Origin of the sequence: Mediterraneibacter glycyrrhizinilyticus (genome assembly GCF_015560805.1) — a bacterium.
In the GTDB taxonomy this organism is placed as follows: domain Bacteria; phylum Bacillota; class Clostridia; order Lachnospirales; family Lachnospiraceae; genus Schaedlerella; species Schaedlerella glycyrrhizinilytica_A.
The window spans coordinates 112,486-130,078 of record NZ_JADMSO010000008.1 but is presented as its reverse complement, the minus strand read 5'-3'; the positions used below and the strand labels follow the sequence as shown (position 1 = coordinate 130,078).

Below are 17,593 nucleotides of genomic sequence, written 5' to 3'. Positions count from 1 at the left end.
CCTAAATTCCAAGTACATGCAACAACGGAGCAATGATCAGATCGATCAGTTTGATTCCGACAAACGGTACAATGATCCCGCCGACTCCGTAAATTCCCATATTTCTTAAGAGCAGCTTCTCCGCTTTCATCGGTTTATACTTGACCCCTTTCATCGCGATCGGGATCAGACTCGGAATGATGATCGCATTGAAGATCAATGCTGAGAGGATCGCGCTTGCCGGCGTTGCCAGATGCATGATGTTCAGGATCTGCATCTGCGGGAGCACGATCGTGAACATTGCCGGAATGATCGCAAAATATTTTGCAATGTCATTGGCGATACTAAATGTTGTCAAGGAACCTCTTGTGATCAAAAGCTGTTTTCCGATCTCTACGACTTCCAGTACTTTTGTCGGATCCGAATCCAGATCCACCATATTTGCCGCTTCTTTTGCCGCCTGTGTGCCGGAATTCATCGCCAGTCCGACATCCGCCTGTGCAAGTGCCGGCGCATCGTTCGTTCCGTCTCCGGTCATGGCGACCAGTTTGCCCTCCGCCTGTTCTTTCTTGATCGCTTCGATCTTGTCTTCCGGTTTACACTCTGCGATAAATCCATCCACGCCGGCTTCTTTTGCGATCGTTGCGGCGGTCAGTGGATTATCCCCGGTACACATGATCGTCTTGATCCCAATCTCCCGCAGACGGGCGAACCGCTCTACAAGTCCCGGTTTTACCGTATCTTTCAGATAGATCACACCGTAGATCTTCTTATCCGCGCATACGACAAGCGGTGTTCCGCCTAAATTGGAAACTTCCGTCACGATCTTTTCAAGATCCTGTGGGATCGTACCGCCTGCTTCTTTTACAAATGTCTTGATCGCTTCTCCCGCGCCTTTTCGGATGATCGTTCCGTCTTTCAGATCTGCGCCGCTCATCTTTGTCTGTGCGGTAAATTCTACAAACTCCATCTCACCAAGCAGCTTCCGGTCGACCCGGCATCCCATTTTTTCTCCGAGTTCTACCGTTGATTTTCCCTCGGGCGTTCCGTCCAGCAAAGAAGAGAGTACGCTGTAATAAATCAAGTCTTCTTTTTCCACGCCTGCCACCGGATAAAAATCTGCCGCCAGACGATTTCCGAATGTGATCGTTCCGGTTTTATCCAGAATCATCGTATCCACGTCGCCGCATGCTTCCACAGCCTTTCCGGACATTGCGATGACATTAAACCGGGTCACACGATCCATTCCTGCGATACCGATCGCGGAAAGCAGACCGCCGATCGTCGTCGGGATCAGGCAGACCATCAGGGCGATCGCCCAGGAAATCGGGATATCCGCACCCAGATAATGTGCAAACGGATACAAGGTCACAACAACGATCAGAAAGATCAGTGTCAGTACGATCAACAAGGTATTAAGCGCGATCTCATTTGGCGTCTTCTGTCTGGATGCGCCCTCCACAAGGGCGATCATTTTATCCAGGAATGATTTTCCCGGCTCCGCCACGATCCGGATCTTCAGCCAGTCGGATACAACCGTTGTCCCGCCGGTTACAGACGAAAAATCTCCTCCGGATTCTCTTGTAACCGGCGCGGACTCTCCCGTGATCGCAGATTCGTCCACCGAAGCGATTCCCTCGATCACTTCTCCGTCGTTGGGGATCACCTCATCCATCTTTACAAGGACGACATCTCCCTTTTTCAGTTCCGAAGCATTGATCATCTTCTCTTCTCCGTCTGCCAGAAGTATCCTCGCCTTTGTATCTTTCTTCGTCTTTTTCAGAGACGCCGCCTGTGCTTTTCCACGTCCCTCCGCAACAGATTCTGCAAAGTTCGCAAACAATACCGTCACAAACAACACCGCAGTAACGATCCCGTTGTATATTCTGTAATTTTCACTTCCTCCGAACAATGTAGGGAAAACCGTCAGGATCAACGTAATAAAAAATCCAATCTCTACGACGAACATTACCGGATTTTTCACCATATATCTCGGATCCAGTTTTTGAAAAGATCCGATAACGGAAGATTTCAAAATATCCTGTGTAATAAATTTTGTCCGTTCTGTTTTTTCCATGATGTATACTCCTTCCTTTCCATTTACCTGCTCTTACATCCACAGCGACAGATGTTCGCCGATCGGTCCAAGCGCAAGTGCCGGGAAAAATGTCAGCGCTGCAAAAATGTATACGATAAATACAAGGATGATCATAAATGTTACATTATCTGTCCGCAATGTTCCGATCGTCTCATTCACTTTCTTCTTTGCCAGCAGAGAACCGGCGATCGCAAGCTGCGCGACGATCGCGATATATCTTCCGAAGAACATTGCCAGCCCCGTCGTCACATTCCAGAACACACTGTTGTCTGCCAGCCCCTCAAATCCGGAACCATTGTTTGCTGCCGAGGATGCGTATTCATACAACACCTGACTGAGTCCGTGAAACGACGGATTCGTAATTCCATCCAGCCCTGCCTGAAGAGAAACTGCCAGTCCGGAAAATCCGAGGATCAAAAGCGGATGGATCAAAATGACGATCGCAACAAGCTTCATCTCTTTTCCCTCAATTTTCTTATTCAAATATTCCGGCGTACGTCCGACCATCAGACCACAGATAAATACCGCAAGGATCACATACATGACCATATTCATAAGTCCGACGCCTTTTCCTCCGAACACGCAGTTCAGCATCATATGTAACATCGGAACCATTCCTCCGAGCGGCGTCAGCGTATCGTGCATATTGTTGACCGTACCGGTCGTAAACGATGTTGTCACCGTCGTAAAGAGCGACGACTGTGCGACGCCGAACCGCACTTCTTTTCCCTCCATGCTTCCGGCGCTCTGATCGATGCCCATTTCCCTGATGATCGGATTTCCAGTCATTTCTGCGTTATAACAGATCAGAAGTCCGACTGCAAACAAGATTGCCATCGCGCCAAAGATCACAGCGCCCTGGCGTCCCATCCAGATTTTCTTTTTCTCAATCCGTGCTTCTTTTAGTTCTCTTCTTTTCTCTGCAAGCATATGTCCGAAAGTCACAACACACGCTCCCGGCAGGATCATCATTGAGATCATCTCCACGATATTGGAGATCACAGTCGGATTCTCAAACGGTGTGGCAGAGTTTGCTCCAAAGAATCCTCCTCCGTTTGTTCCCAGATGCTTGATCGCTTCCAGTGCAGCGACCGGTCCCATTGCCAGATCCTGCAGTTTTCCCTCAACCGTCTCCACCGTCAGATTTCCGATCAATGTCTGCGGCGTTCCCTGGCTTACAAGGATCAACGCAACAATAAAGGAAACCGGGATCAGGATACGCGTTGTGATCCGTACCATATCCCGATAAAAGTTTCCCACCTTTCTTCCGGAAAGTCCCCGACAAAAAGCCATACATGCCGCATATCCGCTGGCAGCCGATGTGAACATCATAAAGATGATCACGCACATCTGACTCACATAAGCCAGTCCGCTCTCACCGGAATAATGCTGTAAGTTTGTGTTCGTCATAAAACTGATCACTGTATTAAAGGAAAGGGATGCTTCCATTCCATCGATCCCGTTGGGATTCAAAAACAGGAAATTCTGAAGTCTTAAGATCAGATACCCCACAAATACCATCACTGCATTGGCAGTCAAAAGTGTGAGCGCATAGGTTTTCCATCCCATGTTCTCCCCTTTGATGCCGCAGACTTTATAGATCAGCCGGTCAACCGAATCAAATACTTTATCTGCAAATGTTTTTTGTTCCGTAGCAATATGATACATATATTTTCCCATCGGTATGACCAGTATGAGAAATATTGCCAACGTTAAAATAATTTGTAACATGTCTCTTCCTCCTGTTGCTTCCTTTCACCTTTAATTTTATAATTTTTCGGGATGTACCAACGCATATACCAGATACCCGCCCAGAAGCAAAATTATAATTCCAAGAATAACCATATCCATCATTACTTCCTCCTTTGCTTATTCTTCTTTCGGATTTACCTGAGATTCGCAAAAATCCGCGAACAACTTCACCAAAAAGAAACTTCCTGCCAGGACTGCAATCATAACCAAATCCATCATTGAACTCTTCCTCCTTTTCTTCTCATCGACTTATTATAAGAAATCTTCTATAAAATCGGTGTTAAGTCATCCTGCGCTTTTATTAAAAACCCATTAAGATTTCACACGGAGCGTTATATACGGCAGTCCGCCTCGCTGTATGCATACCGGAGTTTTCCCTCCCGAAGCCGGATCGTGCCGAACTGATCCATATTGTATCTTGCCGGAACATACGCCGGATCCAGACCGTATGCCGCCCGGAAATGTTTCATCGCCAGAATGTGATTGTGCTCTTTTTCCAGAAGAATCCCCATCAGATTGTGAGGGACTGCCGAATGCGGCATTGTGACCATCGCGTCTGCGATCTCTTTCTCACATGTCTCATATTCCTTTTTTTCAATTAATTCCCTGCATTTATCTTCCAATCGCTCACTCATTGTTGTTCCCTCCTTACTTACAGCCTTATTATAATGAATCTCTTATAAAATCGGTATTAAGCCATCTTGTACTGCCATTAAAAAGGTATAAACACCGGAAGTGCCAAAAGGCACATTCCGGGATTGTAAGCAGTCGCCAAGGTCTCGGGCAAGCCCGGACTTTGGCTCGTCGTCTATACAAAAAGAGACCTTGGAGTTTTGAATCTCCAAAGCCTCTTCCTCTGTCAGATATTTTTCTCTTACCATGCTCTCCAATACTTTTTTCTGCCGTTCCTCCGCCAATTCCATACTGACCGTCGGCGCATAGGCGGACGGTGCGTTCGGGATTCCTGCGAGCATCGTGCTCTCGTAAGCGGTCATTTCCGACGGCGGTTTTCCGAAATAACCGTAGCTTGCTTCCTCCACACAGTAATACCCGTCTCCGAAATAAATGCTGTTCACATATAATTCCAGAATCTCTTCTTTTGTATAATTCCATTCCAGCTTAAAAGCCAGCATCCCCTCAGCTACTTTCCGGTTCAGACTTTGTTCCTGCCCAAAGTACAGATTCTTTGCCAGCTGCTGTGTGATCGTACTCCCGCCTTCGATCAGCGCACGCGCCCGAATATCATTCCGGACCGCCCGCGCGATAGAAATCGGATCGATGCCCGGATGATGGTAAAACCTTTTGTCTTCCACAGCCACGACCGCATCGAGATAAATCTGCGGCAGATCTTCTATTTCCGTATAAGAGGGCTTCTGCCGGATCTCCGCTATTTTTTCCTGCAGCGGTACTTTCTCCAGCACCTCTTTATATCGCTCGTATCCTTTATATCCGATCACACCGCCAATGATCAGGAGTACCAAAAACAAAACACCGATCGTTTTTTTGATTATTTTCTTGATTGTTCTCATCTTACTCCCTCTTTTGTATTCTGCCTGCTTCCAATATACCACATCCCTGTGGTTACTTTCCTGTTTTTCTTCTTATATTTCTCTTAAGAAATCTTAAGATTTGTCTCCTCGCATGTTGACGCTGTCTTCTTGTTGGAACGATCCTTTTTTGAAACTGTATTTTGCAGAGTCAGTATACAAGAGGAAATCCACCTGTACACCGACGCTATCATATCGATAATATTCGAAAATAAATACAAGAGCGCTGCCAGCAAAAAGCAAATACTTCCGATCACCGCAACCAAAACCGACACGATCCTATAAAGACTTTTTTTCATACCGTCCTGTTTTTGCTTGCTCTGCCTTTCCTTTTCTACTTTCTTATAATAATATGTATCCGTATATTCATGTTCTGTCATTTCTTCTTCCTCCTTTTTGTACTTCTTATCGTTTGATCTTATTCTAGCACAGGATGGATTTTCTGCTCTTACCATAGACTGACACTTTCCTTACTTTTTTGTAAGAATTTCTGTCTGTTTTTCTATCTGGGTAACAATCTGGTCACTGCTCACATTAGCAACCGGCACTTCCGAATAATCCATCCATACATAGCATGCAAATAACACGATACATACAGCGATCCGAAACGAAAAAGAAGAATTAGGAACCTGCTTCTCGTCCGGTTCGTAAAGATCCTGATATAGATTACGGTATCTTGGATGTACAGCAGGAATAAAACGATCTTCATCGTACATTTGTCTTGCCTGCCTCAACAACTCTTTTCTACGTTCTTCTGTTTCATTCATATAGATTCTCCATTTTTGTAGAGTGTACTCTGTTTTTAATGTTTTCAAAATAGACTGTGCTCTGTTTTAATTAGATCACACTCTGTTTTTTAATGAATCTAAGAAGTCTGAAACACAAATCCTGTTTTCGACAGCAGAATTCTTTCAAAAAAAATAAGTCTCAGAGTCGATCCGATCCAAAACAATCTGTCGGGCTTTTTCCCCATATACTTCAATAACAAAAAGGACACAGAATACAGCTCTTTTTGCCATATCCTATGTCCAATTTCTTTTGGATAGAACCTTACCCAAAGCGAACACTTTCAATACAAATGAATTCTTCCATATAAAGCGATTCTCTGCGTTATCCGCAATCGCTGTACATCCAAAACGGAATTCCTGTCATCGTTCTGCCAGTTCTCTTGTAATATCTTCCCATGTGATTCCCCGTTCTACCATCAACACCATGACATGATACAGGAAATCGGAAATTTCATATTTAATTTCTTCCGGATTCGGATTCTTTGCGGCGATCACAATTTCCGTCGCCTCTTCTCCTACTTTCTTTAAAATCTTGTCAATTCCTTTATCAAACAGATAATTTGTATAGGATCCTTCTTTCGGATTTTCTTTTCGGTTCATGATCGTGCCGTAAACCGATTCAAACACCTGAAGCGGATTGGTCGTGTCATAATCATTACCGACGATCTGCTGGAAGAAACAGGATCTGCTTCCGGTATGACAGGCAGCCCCGATCTGTTCCACTTTCGCCAGCAGCGTATCTTTATCACAGTCTACCGTCAGTGATTTTAAATACTGATAATGACCGGACGTCTCGCCTTTGATCCAGAGTTCTTTTCTACTTCGGCTGTAATAGGTCATCCGCCCGGATTTCACAGTGTGATTGAACGCTTCTTTATTCATATACGCCAGCATCAGCACTTCATTTGTCTTATAATCCTGCACGATCACCGGAATCAGTCCGGATGGATTCAGTTTCAGTTCTGAAAATTCCAGAATACTCTCAAAAGACGTCATTTTAATGCCTTCCTGCACGCAGATTTCCTTAAACCCGTCAAAATCCATATCTTCCTGACTGATAAATCGTCCCGATACGCCTTTGACGCCGCTGGATTTCAAAATTTTAAGTATCTCATCCTGCTCCATCGTATCTGTCACGACCACACAGGGGATCGATGTGATGTTCATCACCGAATCCAGATCCAGACGATGCATAAAGATCAGCTCCGATGCATATTCCTCGATCAAATGCTGTTGTTTGAACAATGCGTCAAAATCATTCAAAGATACAGCGATCCGTTCTTTTCCGAATCGTTTCGATACCGATTCGAGCATCTCCTGAGCTGCAATTTTCGAGAAATTCAAAATTGCCCGTTTTGCTCCGGCATACAAGTATTTCTTCACATCTTCTTCTCTGCGGATATTCCCGCCTGCAACCATAGGAATACTGATAAACCGGTTGATCTTCCGCATCAGATCGATCGCCTCTTCATGATCTTCATCCGATGTGGACAGGTCGAACACGATCAGTTCGTCCGCCCCGCGCTCGGCATAATGTTTTGCGAGCGCCACTACGTCTCTTGCTATCACACTCCTGTCGTCAAACCATTTCACCGCTTTTCCACGATCGATCAGAATACAGGGTGTCAGTCTTTTATAACTCATTTTCTGCCCTTCTCTCTTTGTTTCTTTTATCCAGACAAATTACGCTTCTTCTAAAGTGTCCCTTTCGTAGACCATACGCCGCTCAAACGAGGTTCCTCCATCGTTGCGGCATCCAATGCCTTTCCGAATGCTTTGAACAGCGCCTCCGCCATATGATGATTGTTGATCCCGTCTAATATCTTTAGATGCAGGTTCATCGCCGCACTGTACGATACCGCATAGAAAAACTCCCGTATCATCTCGGTATCCAGAGTCCCGATCTGTTCCGTTGTAAAACATACGTCATAATTCAGATAAGGACGTCCGGAAAGATCGATCGCGCAGAGCGCCAGCGTCTCATCCATCGGCAGCAGGAAACTTCCGTATCGTTTGATTCCCGCTTTATCTCCAAGTGCCTGTGCGATCGCTTCTCCGAGCACGATCCCGGTGTCTTCCACCGTGTGATGGCAGTCCACCTCCAGGTCACCTTTCACTCTCACACGCAGATCAAACAATCCATGTCTCGCAAATCCATTCAGCATATGATCAAAAAACGGGATTCCGGTATCGACCGCCGCCTCGCCGCTTCCATCCAGATTGATCTCCAGTTCAATCTGCGTCTCTTTCGTATTCCGCACACAGCTTCCGATCCGATTCTGCATCCGCATCGCCTCCTTTTCACTTTTCAATATTGAACAATACTATTTCATCGATTTTCTCTATGATTCCTCTTCAAATCGGACTTTGATCGAATTGGCATGGGCCGTCAGTTGTTCCGCCTCCGCAAATTTCTCAATATCCGTATGGATTTCTTTCAATGCATCGTATGAGTAGGCGATGATACTGGATTTTTTTAGGAAATCATCCACGGACAGCGGAGAAAAGAATTTCGCTGTTCCATTTGTCGGGAGAATATGGTTTGGTCCCGCAAAATAATCGCCCAGCGGTTCGCTGCTGTATTCTCCGATGAATATCGCGCCCGCATTCCGGATCTTCGTCATCACCTGATACGGATCCGCCGTCATGATCTCCAAATGTTCCGACGCGATCTCATTTGCCGCGTCGATCGCATTCTCCATCGTATCTGCCACAAGAATATGCCCGTAATTGTCCAGTGATTTCCGGATGATCTCTCCTCTCGATAATTCCCGGATAAACAGATCCGTCTGCTCGGACACTTTCTCAGCCAATTCCATGCTGGTCGTCACAAGGATCGCCGACGCCAGTTCATCGTGTTCCGCCTGCGACAACAGATCCGCCGCCACATACCGCGGATTTGCCCCCTCATCAGCCAGCACAAGGATCTCGCTCGGTCCGGCAATGGAATCGATGCTGACATGTCCGTACACCGCTTTTTTGGCAAGCGCCACATAAATATTTCCCGGTCCTACGATCTTGTCCGCTTTCGGAATGCTTTCCGTTCCATACGCCAGCGCCGCGATCGCCTGTGCGCCGCCTACTTTATAAACCTGGTCTGCGCCGGCTTCTTTCGCCGCGACCAGAGTGGTAGGATTGACTTTTCCATCTCTTCCCGGCGGTGTCACCATGATGATCTCCTCCACACCCGCCACCTTTGCCGGCATGATGTTCATCAGGACCGAAGACGGATAGACGGCCTTTCCGCCCGGCACATAGACGCCAACTCTCTGAAGCGGAGTCACTTTCTGTCCCAGCATCGTGCCGTCCGGTTTACTGTCAAACCAACTGTACTGCATTTGCTTTGCATGGTAAGCCTCGATATTTTTCAAGGCTCTGCGGATAATGCGTAATAATTCCGCATCCACAAGTTCATATGCTTCCGCGATCTCCGCTTCCGTTACCCGGATATTCGACGCGTCGATGTCCGCTTTGTCGAATTGCTTCGTGTAGGAAAATACCGCCTCATCTTTTTTCTCTTTCACCTCGTCAAGGATTTTCTTTACATCCGCTTCGTACGCGCCGTACTGGTTCGGACTCCGTTTCAGAAGATCCTCCAGCAGTGTTTTCTTTGTCGTTTCATTCAGTCGTTCAATCCGCATGGCTTTCCTCCTGTACCAGATTACGCAGGTTCGTAATCAGTTCTTTGATCCTCTCATTCTCCATCCGCATACTGACCGGATTTACGATCATCCGTGCCGACAGCGGACACACTTCCTCCAGCACAACAAGACCGTTCTCTTTCAAAGTGGAACCGGTCTCCACGATATCCACGATCACCTCTGACAATCCCACGATCGGCGCCAGTTCGATCGAGCCGTTCATTTTGATGATCTCCACAGTCTGATGTTTTTTATTATAAAAATAATCTTTTGCAATATTCGGATATTTTGTCGCAACACGGATCAGCTCGTGATGTTTCAGAAGTTCTCCCGCTTCCTCCTGTCCGCAGACGCACATCCGGCATTTCCCGAATCCAAGATCCAGCACCTCGTGAACTTTTCTTCCCTCTTCCACGATCGTATCCCGACCTACAACACCAATATCCGCCGCACCGTATTCCACATACGTCGGCACATCCGGTCCTTTCGCCAGAAAAAATTTCAGCTTCAGTTCCTCGTTGACAAAGATCAGTTTCCGGGAATCCTTATCTTTCATCTCATCGCAGGTGATCCCGAGCCGTTCCAAGAGCTCCAATGTTTTACTCGCAAGCCGTCCTTTTGTCAATGCAAATGTCAGATATCTCATCTTGTTTCCTCCGATCCTGTGTCCGATTCCGAACGGATGACCCGTGTCTCTCCGGTTTTTAAATTCACCATTTCCATACTTCTGTCATCCTTTAAATAGGTCAGACTGTCCGTACCTCTGCGTTTTCCGTATTCCTCATACACTGCCCGTTCCTGCCACGGTTCCCGTTTCAAAAGTTCGATACATTTTCCTTTTTCACGCAGATCGCAGGCAAGAGACACAGCCCAGTTCAATGTCGCGTCTGTATACACGATCAGATTACAATGTCCGGTCTCGATCTCGATCTTCTGTCTGCCAAGCGCACTGAGCAGTTCATCGATGATGACGGCAAATCCGATGGACGGCGTATTTTTCCCAAATTTGGCGATCAAATGATCGTAGCGTCCGCCTCTTACGATCGCATCTCCGGTTCCATATGTATATGCGCGGAATACGATCCCGCTGTAATAGCCGTAACTTCCACTCATACTCAGATCAAAGGTCACATACGCTTCCGCCCCGTACAGTTCCAATATCTGATAAATCTTCAGAAGCCGTACGATCGCCCGTTTTGCTGTTTCTCCCGGCACCAGTTTGGCGGCGCGCACAAGCGCTTCCGTTCCGCCGGTCAGTTCCGGCAGGATCCGGAACATCTCCACCACAGACATCTCGACATTTTCCCGGATCAGGATCTCTTCCACGCCAAAATAATTCCGGTTTGCAGTCAGCGCATAGACTTCCGCTTTTTTCTCTTCATTTAATCCGGTCAGATCCATCAAAGTGTGTAGAAAATCCACATGACCGATATTGACCTGAAATTCCTTTAATCCCACTTTTTTCAAACTGTCCACGACCATTGCGATCAGTTCCGCGTCTGCTTCCACCGAATCTTCCCCGATCAATTCCGCCCCAAGCTGTGTATTCTCTTTCAGGCGTCCCTGATAACTGGAATGATTGATAAATGTATTCCCGATATAACAAAGTCTTGCCGGAAATTCCTCTTCTTCAAATAAGGTTGCCGCCGCACGCGCGATCGACGGCGTGATGTCCGGGCGGAGCGCCAGCGTATCGCCGTCCCGGTCAAAGAACTTATACAGTTCCCGTGACGAGATCGTTCCGATCTCGTCGCGGAACACATCAAAATATTCAAATGTTGGCGTCTGGATGTCCTGATATCCGTACAAATGCAGCAAATGATGAAGTTTCTCCTGAATCGTCAGCTTCTTCCGGCACTCTGTACTGTAAATATCTCTTACACCCTCCGGCGTATGTAATTTTTGTTCCATCTCAACACCTCCGCGCTTTACTCTGCTACTACGTTAAAATCTTTAGTCATTATACGAATTTTCCGACTAAATGTCAATCCCGAGTTCTTCCCGCTCATCCAGATCTTTCTGGATAAAATCGAGATACGGCACAAAACAGTTGTTTTTCAGATGCATAAAATACCGCTCGTCCAGTTCTTCCAACCGGAAACTCTTCCTGCCGCCCTGCTCTCTCCGCTCCCAAAAACGGACGATTTCACGAAAACGCATATAATAAAGAATATTCCTTGCACTGTAATAAATGACGAGAAAAGAAACTCCGCCCTGTTTTTCATATTTTTCCATAAACCGCATCTGATGTTCATGGATATTTTGAAGCGGAAATGTATCCGCACTGCATTCCTTTGCATCAAAACAGACCGGAATCCCCTGCACAGATCCAATGTAATCCACCGTACTGATCTTGTCAAAATATGCCAGTGTGATATGACGCCGTTCCTTATCGATCTGCACCGGCGTGATCGGCGTCGGGATTTTCTGGATCAAAGCCAGATCCAGTTCATCATACCGCTCATTCGTCCGGTTGATCAGATCTTCCAGTGTCGACCCCCGAAGTCCTCTTGAATTCCATGTTCCCACCAGTCCGTCTCTCCTTTTTATCTCGTTTCCATTACCCCCGAAAGCGCCAGCTGTTCTTCCTGGCAGATCCGCGCAAACAGATCCGGAAGAGACGCCCGAAATTCCCGTCCGGAAATATTTTTCAGTACGCCGTCTGTCTCCGGCATCCGGAGGCGATACGCATGGAGCAGCTGCGCTTCCAAGCCATATTGTTTTTTATATCTCTCATTGACGCCGAGGTTCCCATATTTAAAATCACCGAGGAGCGGATGCCCGATGCTTGCCAGATGCGCCCGGATCTGATGTGTCTTTCCCGTGATCAGATGTACTTCCAAAAGCGTCAGTCTTCCATTCCCCGCCACCGGATGATACTCGGTTTCGATCCGCGCAGATTTCTCATCGGAAATCTCCTGCACCTGCACGCGGTTTGTCTTGCTGTTTTTCTGCAGATATCCGGAAATCCGTTCTCCTTGTTCCACCTGTCCGATCACCGGGCAAAGATAATATTTTTCGATGCTGCGTTCTTTAAAAAACAAACTCAGCTCCTGAAGCCCTGCCAGACTTTTTCCTGCTGCCAAAATCCCGCTTGTGTTGCGGTCCAGTCTGTTGCAGACCGATGGTCGAAACGTCCGCAGCATCTCGGGCGTCAGCGCCCCTGTCTCCAGAAGATATGCGATCAGGCAGTCTACCGCAGAAATATCCGATGGTTTTGCTCTCTGCGAGAGCAGCCCCGGCTGTTTATTAAATAAAAGGATGTTCTCATCTTCATAAAGTATTTCCGGCATCTGCTTTTTCACTTCCCGGTACGCCGCCTGCCGTACACGCTGCTCCGCTTTTGCGGTGTCGCTTACAGTGCCAGAAAATTTTGCGATCGTCTCATCGGACAAAAAGAGTTTCACACAATCTCCCTCTTTCAGCTTTTCCGATCCCTCCGCCTTTTTTCCGTTCAGCGTGATATTCTTTTTCCGCATCATTTTATAAAGAAAACTTTTCGGCGCATCGGATAAAAATTTGCCGAGCAGTTTATCCAGCCGCTGACCGGCTTCATTTCCCGAAATATGTATTTCCTGCATATATGTTTGCTCCGTTTCTGTCTTTTACTCCGTTTTGTCATGCCGCAAGCGACCTGTTACAAAGAGATCAGCTGAATCAGATGACGGATCTTCGCTTCATATTCCGCCGTGTTTTCTTTTTCCACCGCCGCAATGTTTTCCAATCCCTCGATCCGGCTTAAAAATTTCTTATAATCCGGATACATTTTGACGGATACATCTTTAAAATGATTTTCCAGAAGAATGGATCTGATATGCTTCTCCGTATACTGCGGATCCGCTTTTTTCCCGGTCAGATGTCCGAATACTTTATTTCCGGAGATCACGAGCGCATCGATCGGCATGATCTTATCCCGGCTCGTCACAACCAGATCGAACACGGACGTCATATGCGGACTGAGTGCCCGCACCTCTTCCGCACGTTTCGGATCGATCGACGGATACGGAAGTCTCGTGATCACGCCGACCAGCGCCTTACATGCCGGAAGACAACCGACGACCGCAACAACCGTCAGCAGGTTTTTATTCGTATGTGTCTGGCTGTAGCCAAGCAGATACACTGCCGCAACTAACAAAAAATAGACGACCGTCCGTATGATCTCCACTTTCTTTTTATATTCGAGATATCCCGGTGTTCCCTTTTCACATTTCTTCATTTGCTCTCGCTCACTTTCTATCTAATTCCACTGTCCAAACGCTGTGATCCATCTGTGCGGGATCAGTTTGGACGCCACACGCGCCGCTTTCATCCAAAAACCATATACAGAAATCTGTTTTCCCGCTTTCGCATCCAGAAGCGCACGGTGCACGACGCTTTGCGCTTCCGCCATCATCCGTTTTTTCCAGGCATTTTCAATTGCGCCGGACACCTGGAAAAATTCGGTATCGACCGGTCCCGGACAAACCGCCGTCACCACGATCCCTTTTGATTTTAATTCCGCGCCCAGCGCTCTGGAAAAACGGAGTACATAAGATTTTGTCGCCGCATAAACCGCAAATTTCGGCTGAGGACAAAACGCCGCCGCGGAAGACAGATTAATGATCCGGCTTCCCTTCGAAAAATACTGCATGCAGATCCCGCACATCCGGGTCAACGCTTCGCAGTTCAGCCGGATCATCTCCGTCTGGATCCTCATATCCTCGGTGAAGATCTCATCCGCCCGTCCGCTTTTCCCAAATCCGGCCGCATTGACCAGCATACGGATTTCCGGCATATTCTCTCTCAAAAGATCTTCCAGTTGTTCAAAAACAGTTTCTTTTAAAAGATCGCCCTCCAGAACCCGAAGCGGAAGACCGGACTCTTTCCGAAGCGCCTCCAGCCGTTCCTTTCGCCTGGCGATGACCCATACCTCGTCCAGCGGCTGACCGCAGCATCCGATCTGTCTGACAAATTCCCGTCCCATCCCGGAAGAAGCACCGGTTATGATCGCTATCTTCATGATCGTCTTCCTTTCCGCTTACCGGAATGCGTTCCGGAGGAGCCTCTTCGGTCGGAATGATTGTTCCCGGAGTGATTTTGCTCTCTGCCTTTTTTCGGGGAAGCACCTCCCGAAGCCCATCTGCTCTGCGGCTTTTTCGCCTCGCCTCTCCGCTCAGCTTTTCCGCCAGCAGCCGCGGTTTTCCGATCGGTTTTTCCGGCAGCCGCCGCACGCTCTTTCGCGAACTGGCGCGGACGGATCAGACATTCTTCTCCGAAACCGATCAGATCGGTCCGTCCCGCTTTCATAAGCGCTTCTTTCACAAGCTCATAATTTGCCGGATTCCGATATTGGATCAGCGCTCTCTGCATTGCTTTCTCATGCGGATTTTTCGGCACATAGACCGGCTCCATCGTCCTTGGATCCAGTTCCGTATAGTACATACATGTGGACAATGTGGACGGCGTCGGATAAAAATCCTGCACCTGCTCCGGCATATACCCCATATCTCTGCAATACTCCGCCAGCTCCACCGCTTCTTTTAAGGTGGAGCCCGGATGCGAGGACATCAGATACGGCACAAGAAACTGCTTTTTCCCGAGTTTCTTATTCATCTCAAAAAATGCATTTGCAAACTGCGTGTAAACCTGATTCTTCGGTTTTCCCATCTTTTCCAGAACCGGATCCGACACATGTTCTGGGGCAACTTTCAGTTGCCCGCTGACATGATGCTCACAAAGTTCTTTCAAAAAAGTCTGTCCCTGCTCTGCAAGCAGATAGTCAAAACGGATTCCCGAACGAATGAATACTTTTTTCACTTTCGGGATGCTGCGCAGTCTGCGGAGCAGTTTGACATAATCGCTGTGATCTGCGTTGAGATTGCTGCAAGGCTTCGGAAACAGACACTGGCGGTTCTTGCAGACGCCGGATTTCAACTGCTTCTCACAGGACGGATGTCGGAAATTCGCCGTCGGTCCACCCACATCATGGATATAGCCTTTGAATGCCGGATCCTTTGTGAACGCTTCCGCTTCCTCCACCAGAGATTCGTGACTTCTCGTCTGCACGATCCGTCCCTGATGAAAGGTCAGGGCACAAAAACTGCATCCCCCGAAACATCCGCGGTTGCTCGTCAGACTGAACTTGATCTCTTCCACCGCCGGAACGCCGCCGTCTTTCTCATAAGACGGATGCCATGTCCGCATATAAGGAAGTGCGTAAATATCATCCATCTCCATCGTCGACAACGGCTTTGCCGGAGGATTCTGCACGACATACAGATGCGGACTGTATGGTTCCACCAGCCGCTGTCCGCGAAACGGATCCGTATTCTGATACTGTGTATAGAAGCTTCTTGCATACGTTTCTTTCTGTTCTTTTACTTGTTCAAAAGACGGCAGTTCCACTGCATCATAGACGGAATCGAGACTTTTCACCTTTACGACCGTTCCGTCCAGATAGGTGAGATCTTCCACCGCGATCCCCGCATCCAGCGCCTCCGCGATCTCGACGATCGAACGTTCTCCCATCCCGTAAGAAATGATATCTGCACCGGAATCCAAGAGGATCGACCGTTTTATCCGATCGGACCAGTAGTCATAATGCGCAAGTCTCCGAAGACTTGCCTCGATCCCTCCGAGAATGACCGGCGTCTGCTTGTATGTCTGCCGGATCAGATTTCCATAGACCACCGCCGCATAATCCGGACGCTTTCCCATCACACCGCCCGGTGTATACGCGTCGGTCGCCCTGCGTTTTTTCGAGACAGAATAGTGATTGACCATGGAATCCATATTGCCGGCGGAAACAAGAAACGCAAGCCGTGGCTCTCCAAACACCGTGATGCTTTCTTTGTTCTTCCAATCCGGCTGGGAGATGATCCCAACCCGATACCCTCTGGATTCCAGCACACGGCTGATGATCGCATGTCCAAAGGACGGATGATCCACATAAGCGTCTCCGATCACATAGACAAAATCAACCTGATCCCATCCCCGTTCTTTCATCTCTTTTCTGTTGATCGGCAAAAATCCTGTACTCATTCATTTCTCCATTTCTATTCGTTCTCTCCGGTCAAAGTCCGGCGTTCCTCGTCCGTCAGCGCCCGATATTCTCCGGTTTTTAAATTTTCATCCAGCACAAGGCTCCCCATACGAAGCCGCTTCAGATAGACAACCTCTTTTCCGACCGCATGGAACATCCGCTTCACCTGATGGAATTTTCCCTCCCGGATCGTCAGCGTGATCTCCGATTCTTCCCCGCTTTTTAAGATGTGCAGTTTAGCCGGAAGTGTCAGCTTATCTTCCCCGATGTCAACGCCCTCTGCAAATACTTTTTTGTCTTCCTCTGTCACTTTCCCTGCGATTTTTGCATAATACACTTTATCCACATGCTTTTTCGGGGAAAGGAGCCGATGTGCCAGTTCTCCGTCATTTGTGATCAGCAAAAGCCCCTCGGTATCTTTATCCAGACGTCCGACAGGGAACAGATCTTTCCGTTTCTTTTCCGTGATCAGATCGACCACGGTCGTCTCATGCCGGTCTTCGCTTGCCGAGATCACCCCGGCAGGTTTGTTCAGCATATAATATTCCATCGCCGCATAAGTGATCCGACGTCCCTGAAAGCAAACCTGATCCAAAGCCAGATCGATTTTCTGTTCCGGTTTTTTTACTGTCTCGCCGTTGACTTCGGTCAATCCTTTTATGATCGCTTTTTTCACTTCACTGCGGCTTCCCACGCTCATTTCCGTCAAATACTTATCCAGTCTTATTTTCATTTCGGTTTACTCCCTGCCATTTCGTCCTCTGCTC

The 17,593-nt window shown here is 47.7% G+C and carries 17 protein-coding genes and 1 pseudogene; all 18 read right to left on the bottom strand.

All coding sequences use genetic code 11. The features are described 5' to 3' along the window. Window position 1: 1 nt before the first annotated feature. The 18 genes and pseudogenes from kdpB to I2H87_RS09680 all read right to left on the bottom strand — a co-directional run bounded on the left by kdpB (window position 2) and on the right by I2H87_RS09680 (window position 17,559). Complete coding sequence (gene kdpB, locus I2H87_RS09765) at window positions 2-2,056, bottom strand: potassium-transporting ATPase subunit KdpB (protein ID WP_195609831.1); 2,055 nt, start codon at window positions 2,054-2,056, stop codon at window positions 2-4. A 33-nt stretch (window positions 2,057-2,089) separates the two neighbouring features. Further along, the gene (gene kdpA, locus I2H87_RS09760; protein ID WP_195609830.1) at window positions 2,090-3,808 is read right to left on the bottom strand and encodes a potassium-transporting ATPase subunit KdpA; all 1,719 of its coding nucleotides are present in this window, start codon (window positions 3,806-3,808) and stop codon (window positions 2,090-2,092) included. A gap of 36 nt (window positions 3,809-3,844) precedes the next feature. Continuing rightward, window positions 3,845-3,922, bottom strand: a complete 78-nt coding sequence (kdpF, locus tag I2H87_RS14175) for a K(+)-transporting ATPase subunit F (RefSeq protein ID WP_370571115.1) — start codon at window positions 3,920-3,922, stop codon at window positions 3,845-3,847. A gap of 239 nt (window positions 3,923-4,161) precedes the next feature. Continuing rightward, complete coding sequence (locus tag I2H87_RS09750) at window positions 4,162-4,464, bottom strand: hypothetical protein (protein WP_009266166.1); 303 nt, start codon at window positions 4,462-4,464, stop codon at window positions 4,162-4,164. Window positions 4,465-4,668: 204 nt separating this feature from the next. Then, window positions 4,669-5,358 (bottom strand): annotated as a pseudogene (locus I2H87_RS09745) (transglycosylase domain-containing protein); the annotation flags it as partial. An 83-nt stretch (window positions 5,359-5,441) separates the two neighbouring features. After that, the gene (locus I2H87_RS09740; protein WP_009266164.1) at window positions 5,442-5,756 is read right to left on the bottom strand and encodes a hypothetical protein; all 315 of its coding nucleotides are present in this window, start codon (window positions 5,754-5,756) and stop codon (window positions 5,442-5,444) included. A 90-nt stretch (window positions 5,757-5,846) separates the two neighbouring features. After that, a complete protein-coding gene (locus tag I2H87_RS09735; RefSeq protein WP_009266163.1) occupies window positions 5,847-6,143 on the bottom strand; it encodes a hypothetical protein in 297 nt (98 codons plus the stop codon). A gap of 381 nt (window positions 6,144-6,524) precedes the next feature. Next, the gene (gene hisIE / locus I2H87_RS09730) at window positions 6,525-7,808 is read right to left on the bottom strand and encodes a bifunctional phosphoribosyl-AMP cyclohydrolase/phosphoribosyl-ATP diphosphatase HisIE (RefSeq protein ID WP_009266161.1); all 1,284 of its coding nucleotides are present in this window, start codon (window positions 7,806-7,808) and stop codon (window positions 6,525-6,527) included. A 50-nt stretch (window positions 7,809-7,858) separates the two neighbouring features. Beyond that, window positions 7,859-8,449 (bottom strand): imidazoleglycerol-phosphate dehydratase HisB, encoded by a 591-nt coding sequence (gene hisB, locus I2H87_RS09725; protein ID WP_009266160.1) that lies wholly within the window; start codon window positions 8,447-8,449, stop codon window positions 7,859-7,861. A 57-nt stretch (window positions 8,450-8,506) separates the two neighbouring features. Continuing rightward, window positions 8,507-9,805 carry a histidinol dehydrogenase gene (hisD, locus tag I2H87_RS09720; RefSeq protein ID WP_117549580.1) on the bottom strand — a complete coding sequence of 433 codons (1,299 nt, stop codon included), beginning with the start codon at window positions 9,803-9,805 and terminating at the stop codon, window positions 8,507-8,509. After that, entirely contained in the window at window positions 9,795-10,451 is a 657-nt protein-coding gene (hisG, locus tag I2H87_RS09715; protein ID WP_022151977.1) for an ATP phosphoribosyltransferase, read from the bottom strand. The genes hisD and hisG overlap by 11 nt, the downstream gene beginning before the upstream one ends. Next, a complete protein-coding gene (gene hisZ, locus I2H87_RS09710; protein WP_009266156.1) occupies window positions 10,448-11,716 on the bottom strand; it encodes an ATP phosphoribosyltransferase regulatory subunit in 1,269 nt (422 codons plus the stop codon). Before hisZ ends, hisG begins: the two co-directional genes overlap by 4 nt. A gap of 66 nt (window positions 11,717-11,782) precedes the next feature. Further along, on the bottom strand, window positions 11,783-12,334 hold the full coding sequence (locus I2H87_RS09705; protein ID WP_009266155.1) for a Holliday junction resolvase RecU: 552 nt from the start codon (window positions 12,332-12,334) through the stop codon (window positions 11,783-11,785). Window positions 12,335-12,351: 17 nt separating this feature from the next. Beyond that, on the bottom strand, window positions 12,352-13,386 hold the full coding sequence (locus I2H87_RS09700) for an RluA family pseudouridine synthase (protein WP_195609828.1): 1,035 nt from the start codon (window positions 13,384-13,386) through the stop codon (window positions 12,352-12,354). Window positions 13,387-13,442: 56 nt separating this feature from the next. After that, window positions 13,443-14,021 (bottom strand): hypothetical protein, encoded by a 579-nt coding sequence (locus I2H87_RS09695; RefSeq protein WP_054704240.1) that lies wholly within the window; start codon window positions 14,019-14,021, stop codon window positions 13,443-13,445. A 21-nt stretch (window positions 14,022-14,042) separates the two neighbouring features. Further along, window positions 14,043-14,804: an SDR family NAD(P)-dependent oxidoreductase gene (locus I2H87_RS09690; RefSeq protein WP_117549574.1), complete on the bottom strand. Its 762-nt coding sequence runs from the start codon at window positions 14,802-14,804 to the stop codon at window positions 14,043-14,045. Next, on the bottom strand, window positions 14,801-16,825 hold the full coding sequence (locus I2H87_RS09685; RefSeq protein WP_195609827.1) for a YgiQ family radical SAM protein: 2,025 nt from the start codon (window positions 16,823-16,825) through the stop codon (window positions 14,801-14,803). Before I2H87_RS09685 ends, I2H87_RS09690 begins: the two co-directional genes overlap by 4 nt. 14 nt (window positions 16,826-16,839) lie before the next feature. Next, window positions 16,840-17,559, bottom strand: coding sequence for a pseudouridine synthase (locus tag I2H87_RS09680; RefSeq protein WP_117549570.1), 720 nt, complete (start codon window positions 17,557-17,559; stop codon window positions 16,840-16,842). Window positions 17,560-17,593 lie beyond the last annotated feature (34 nt).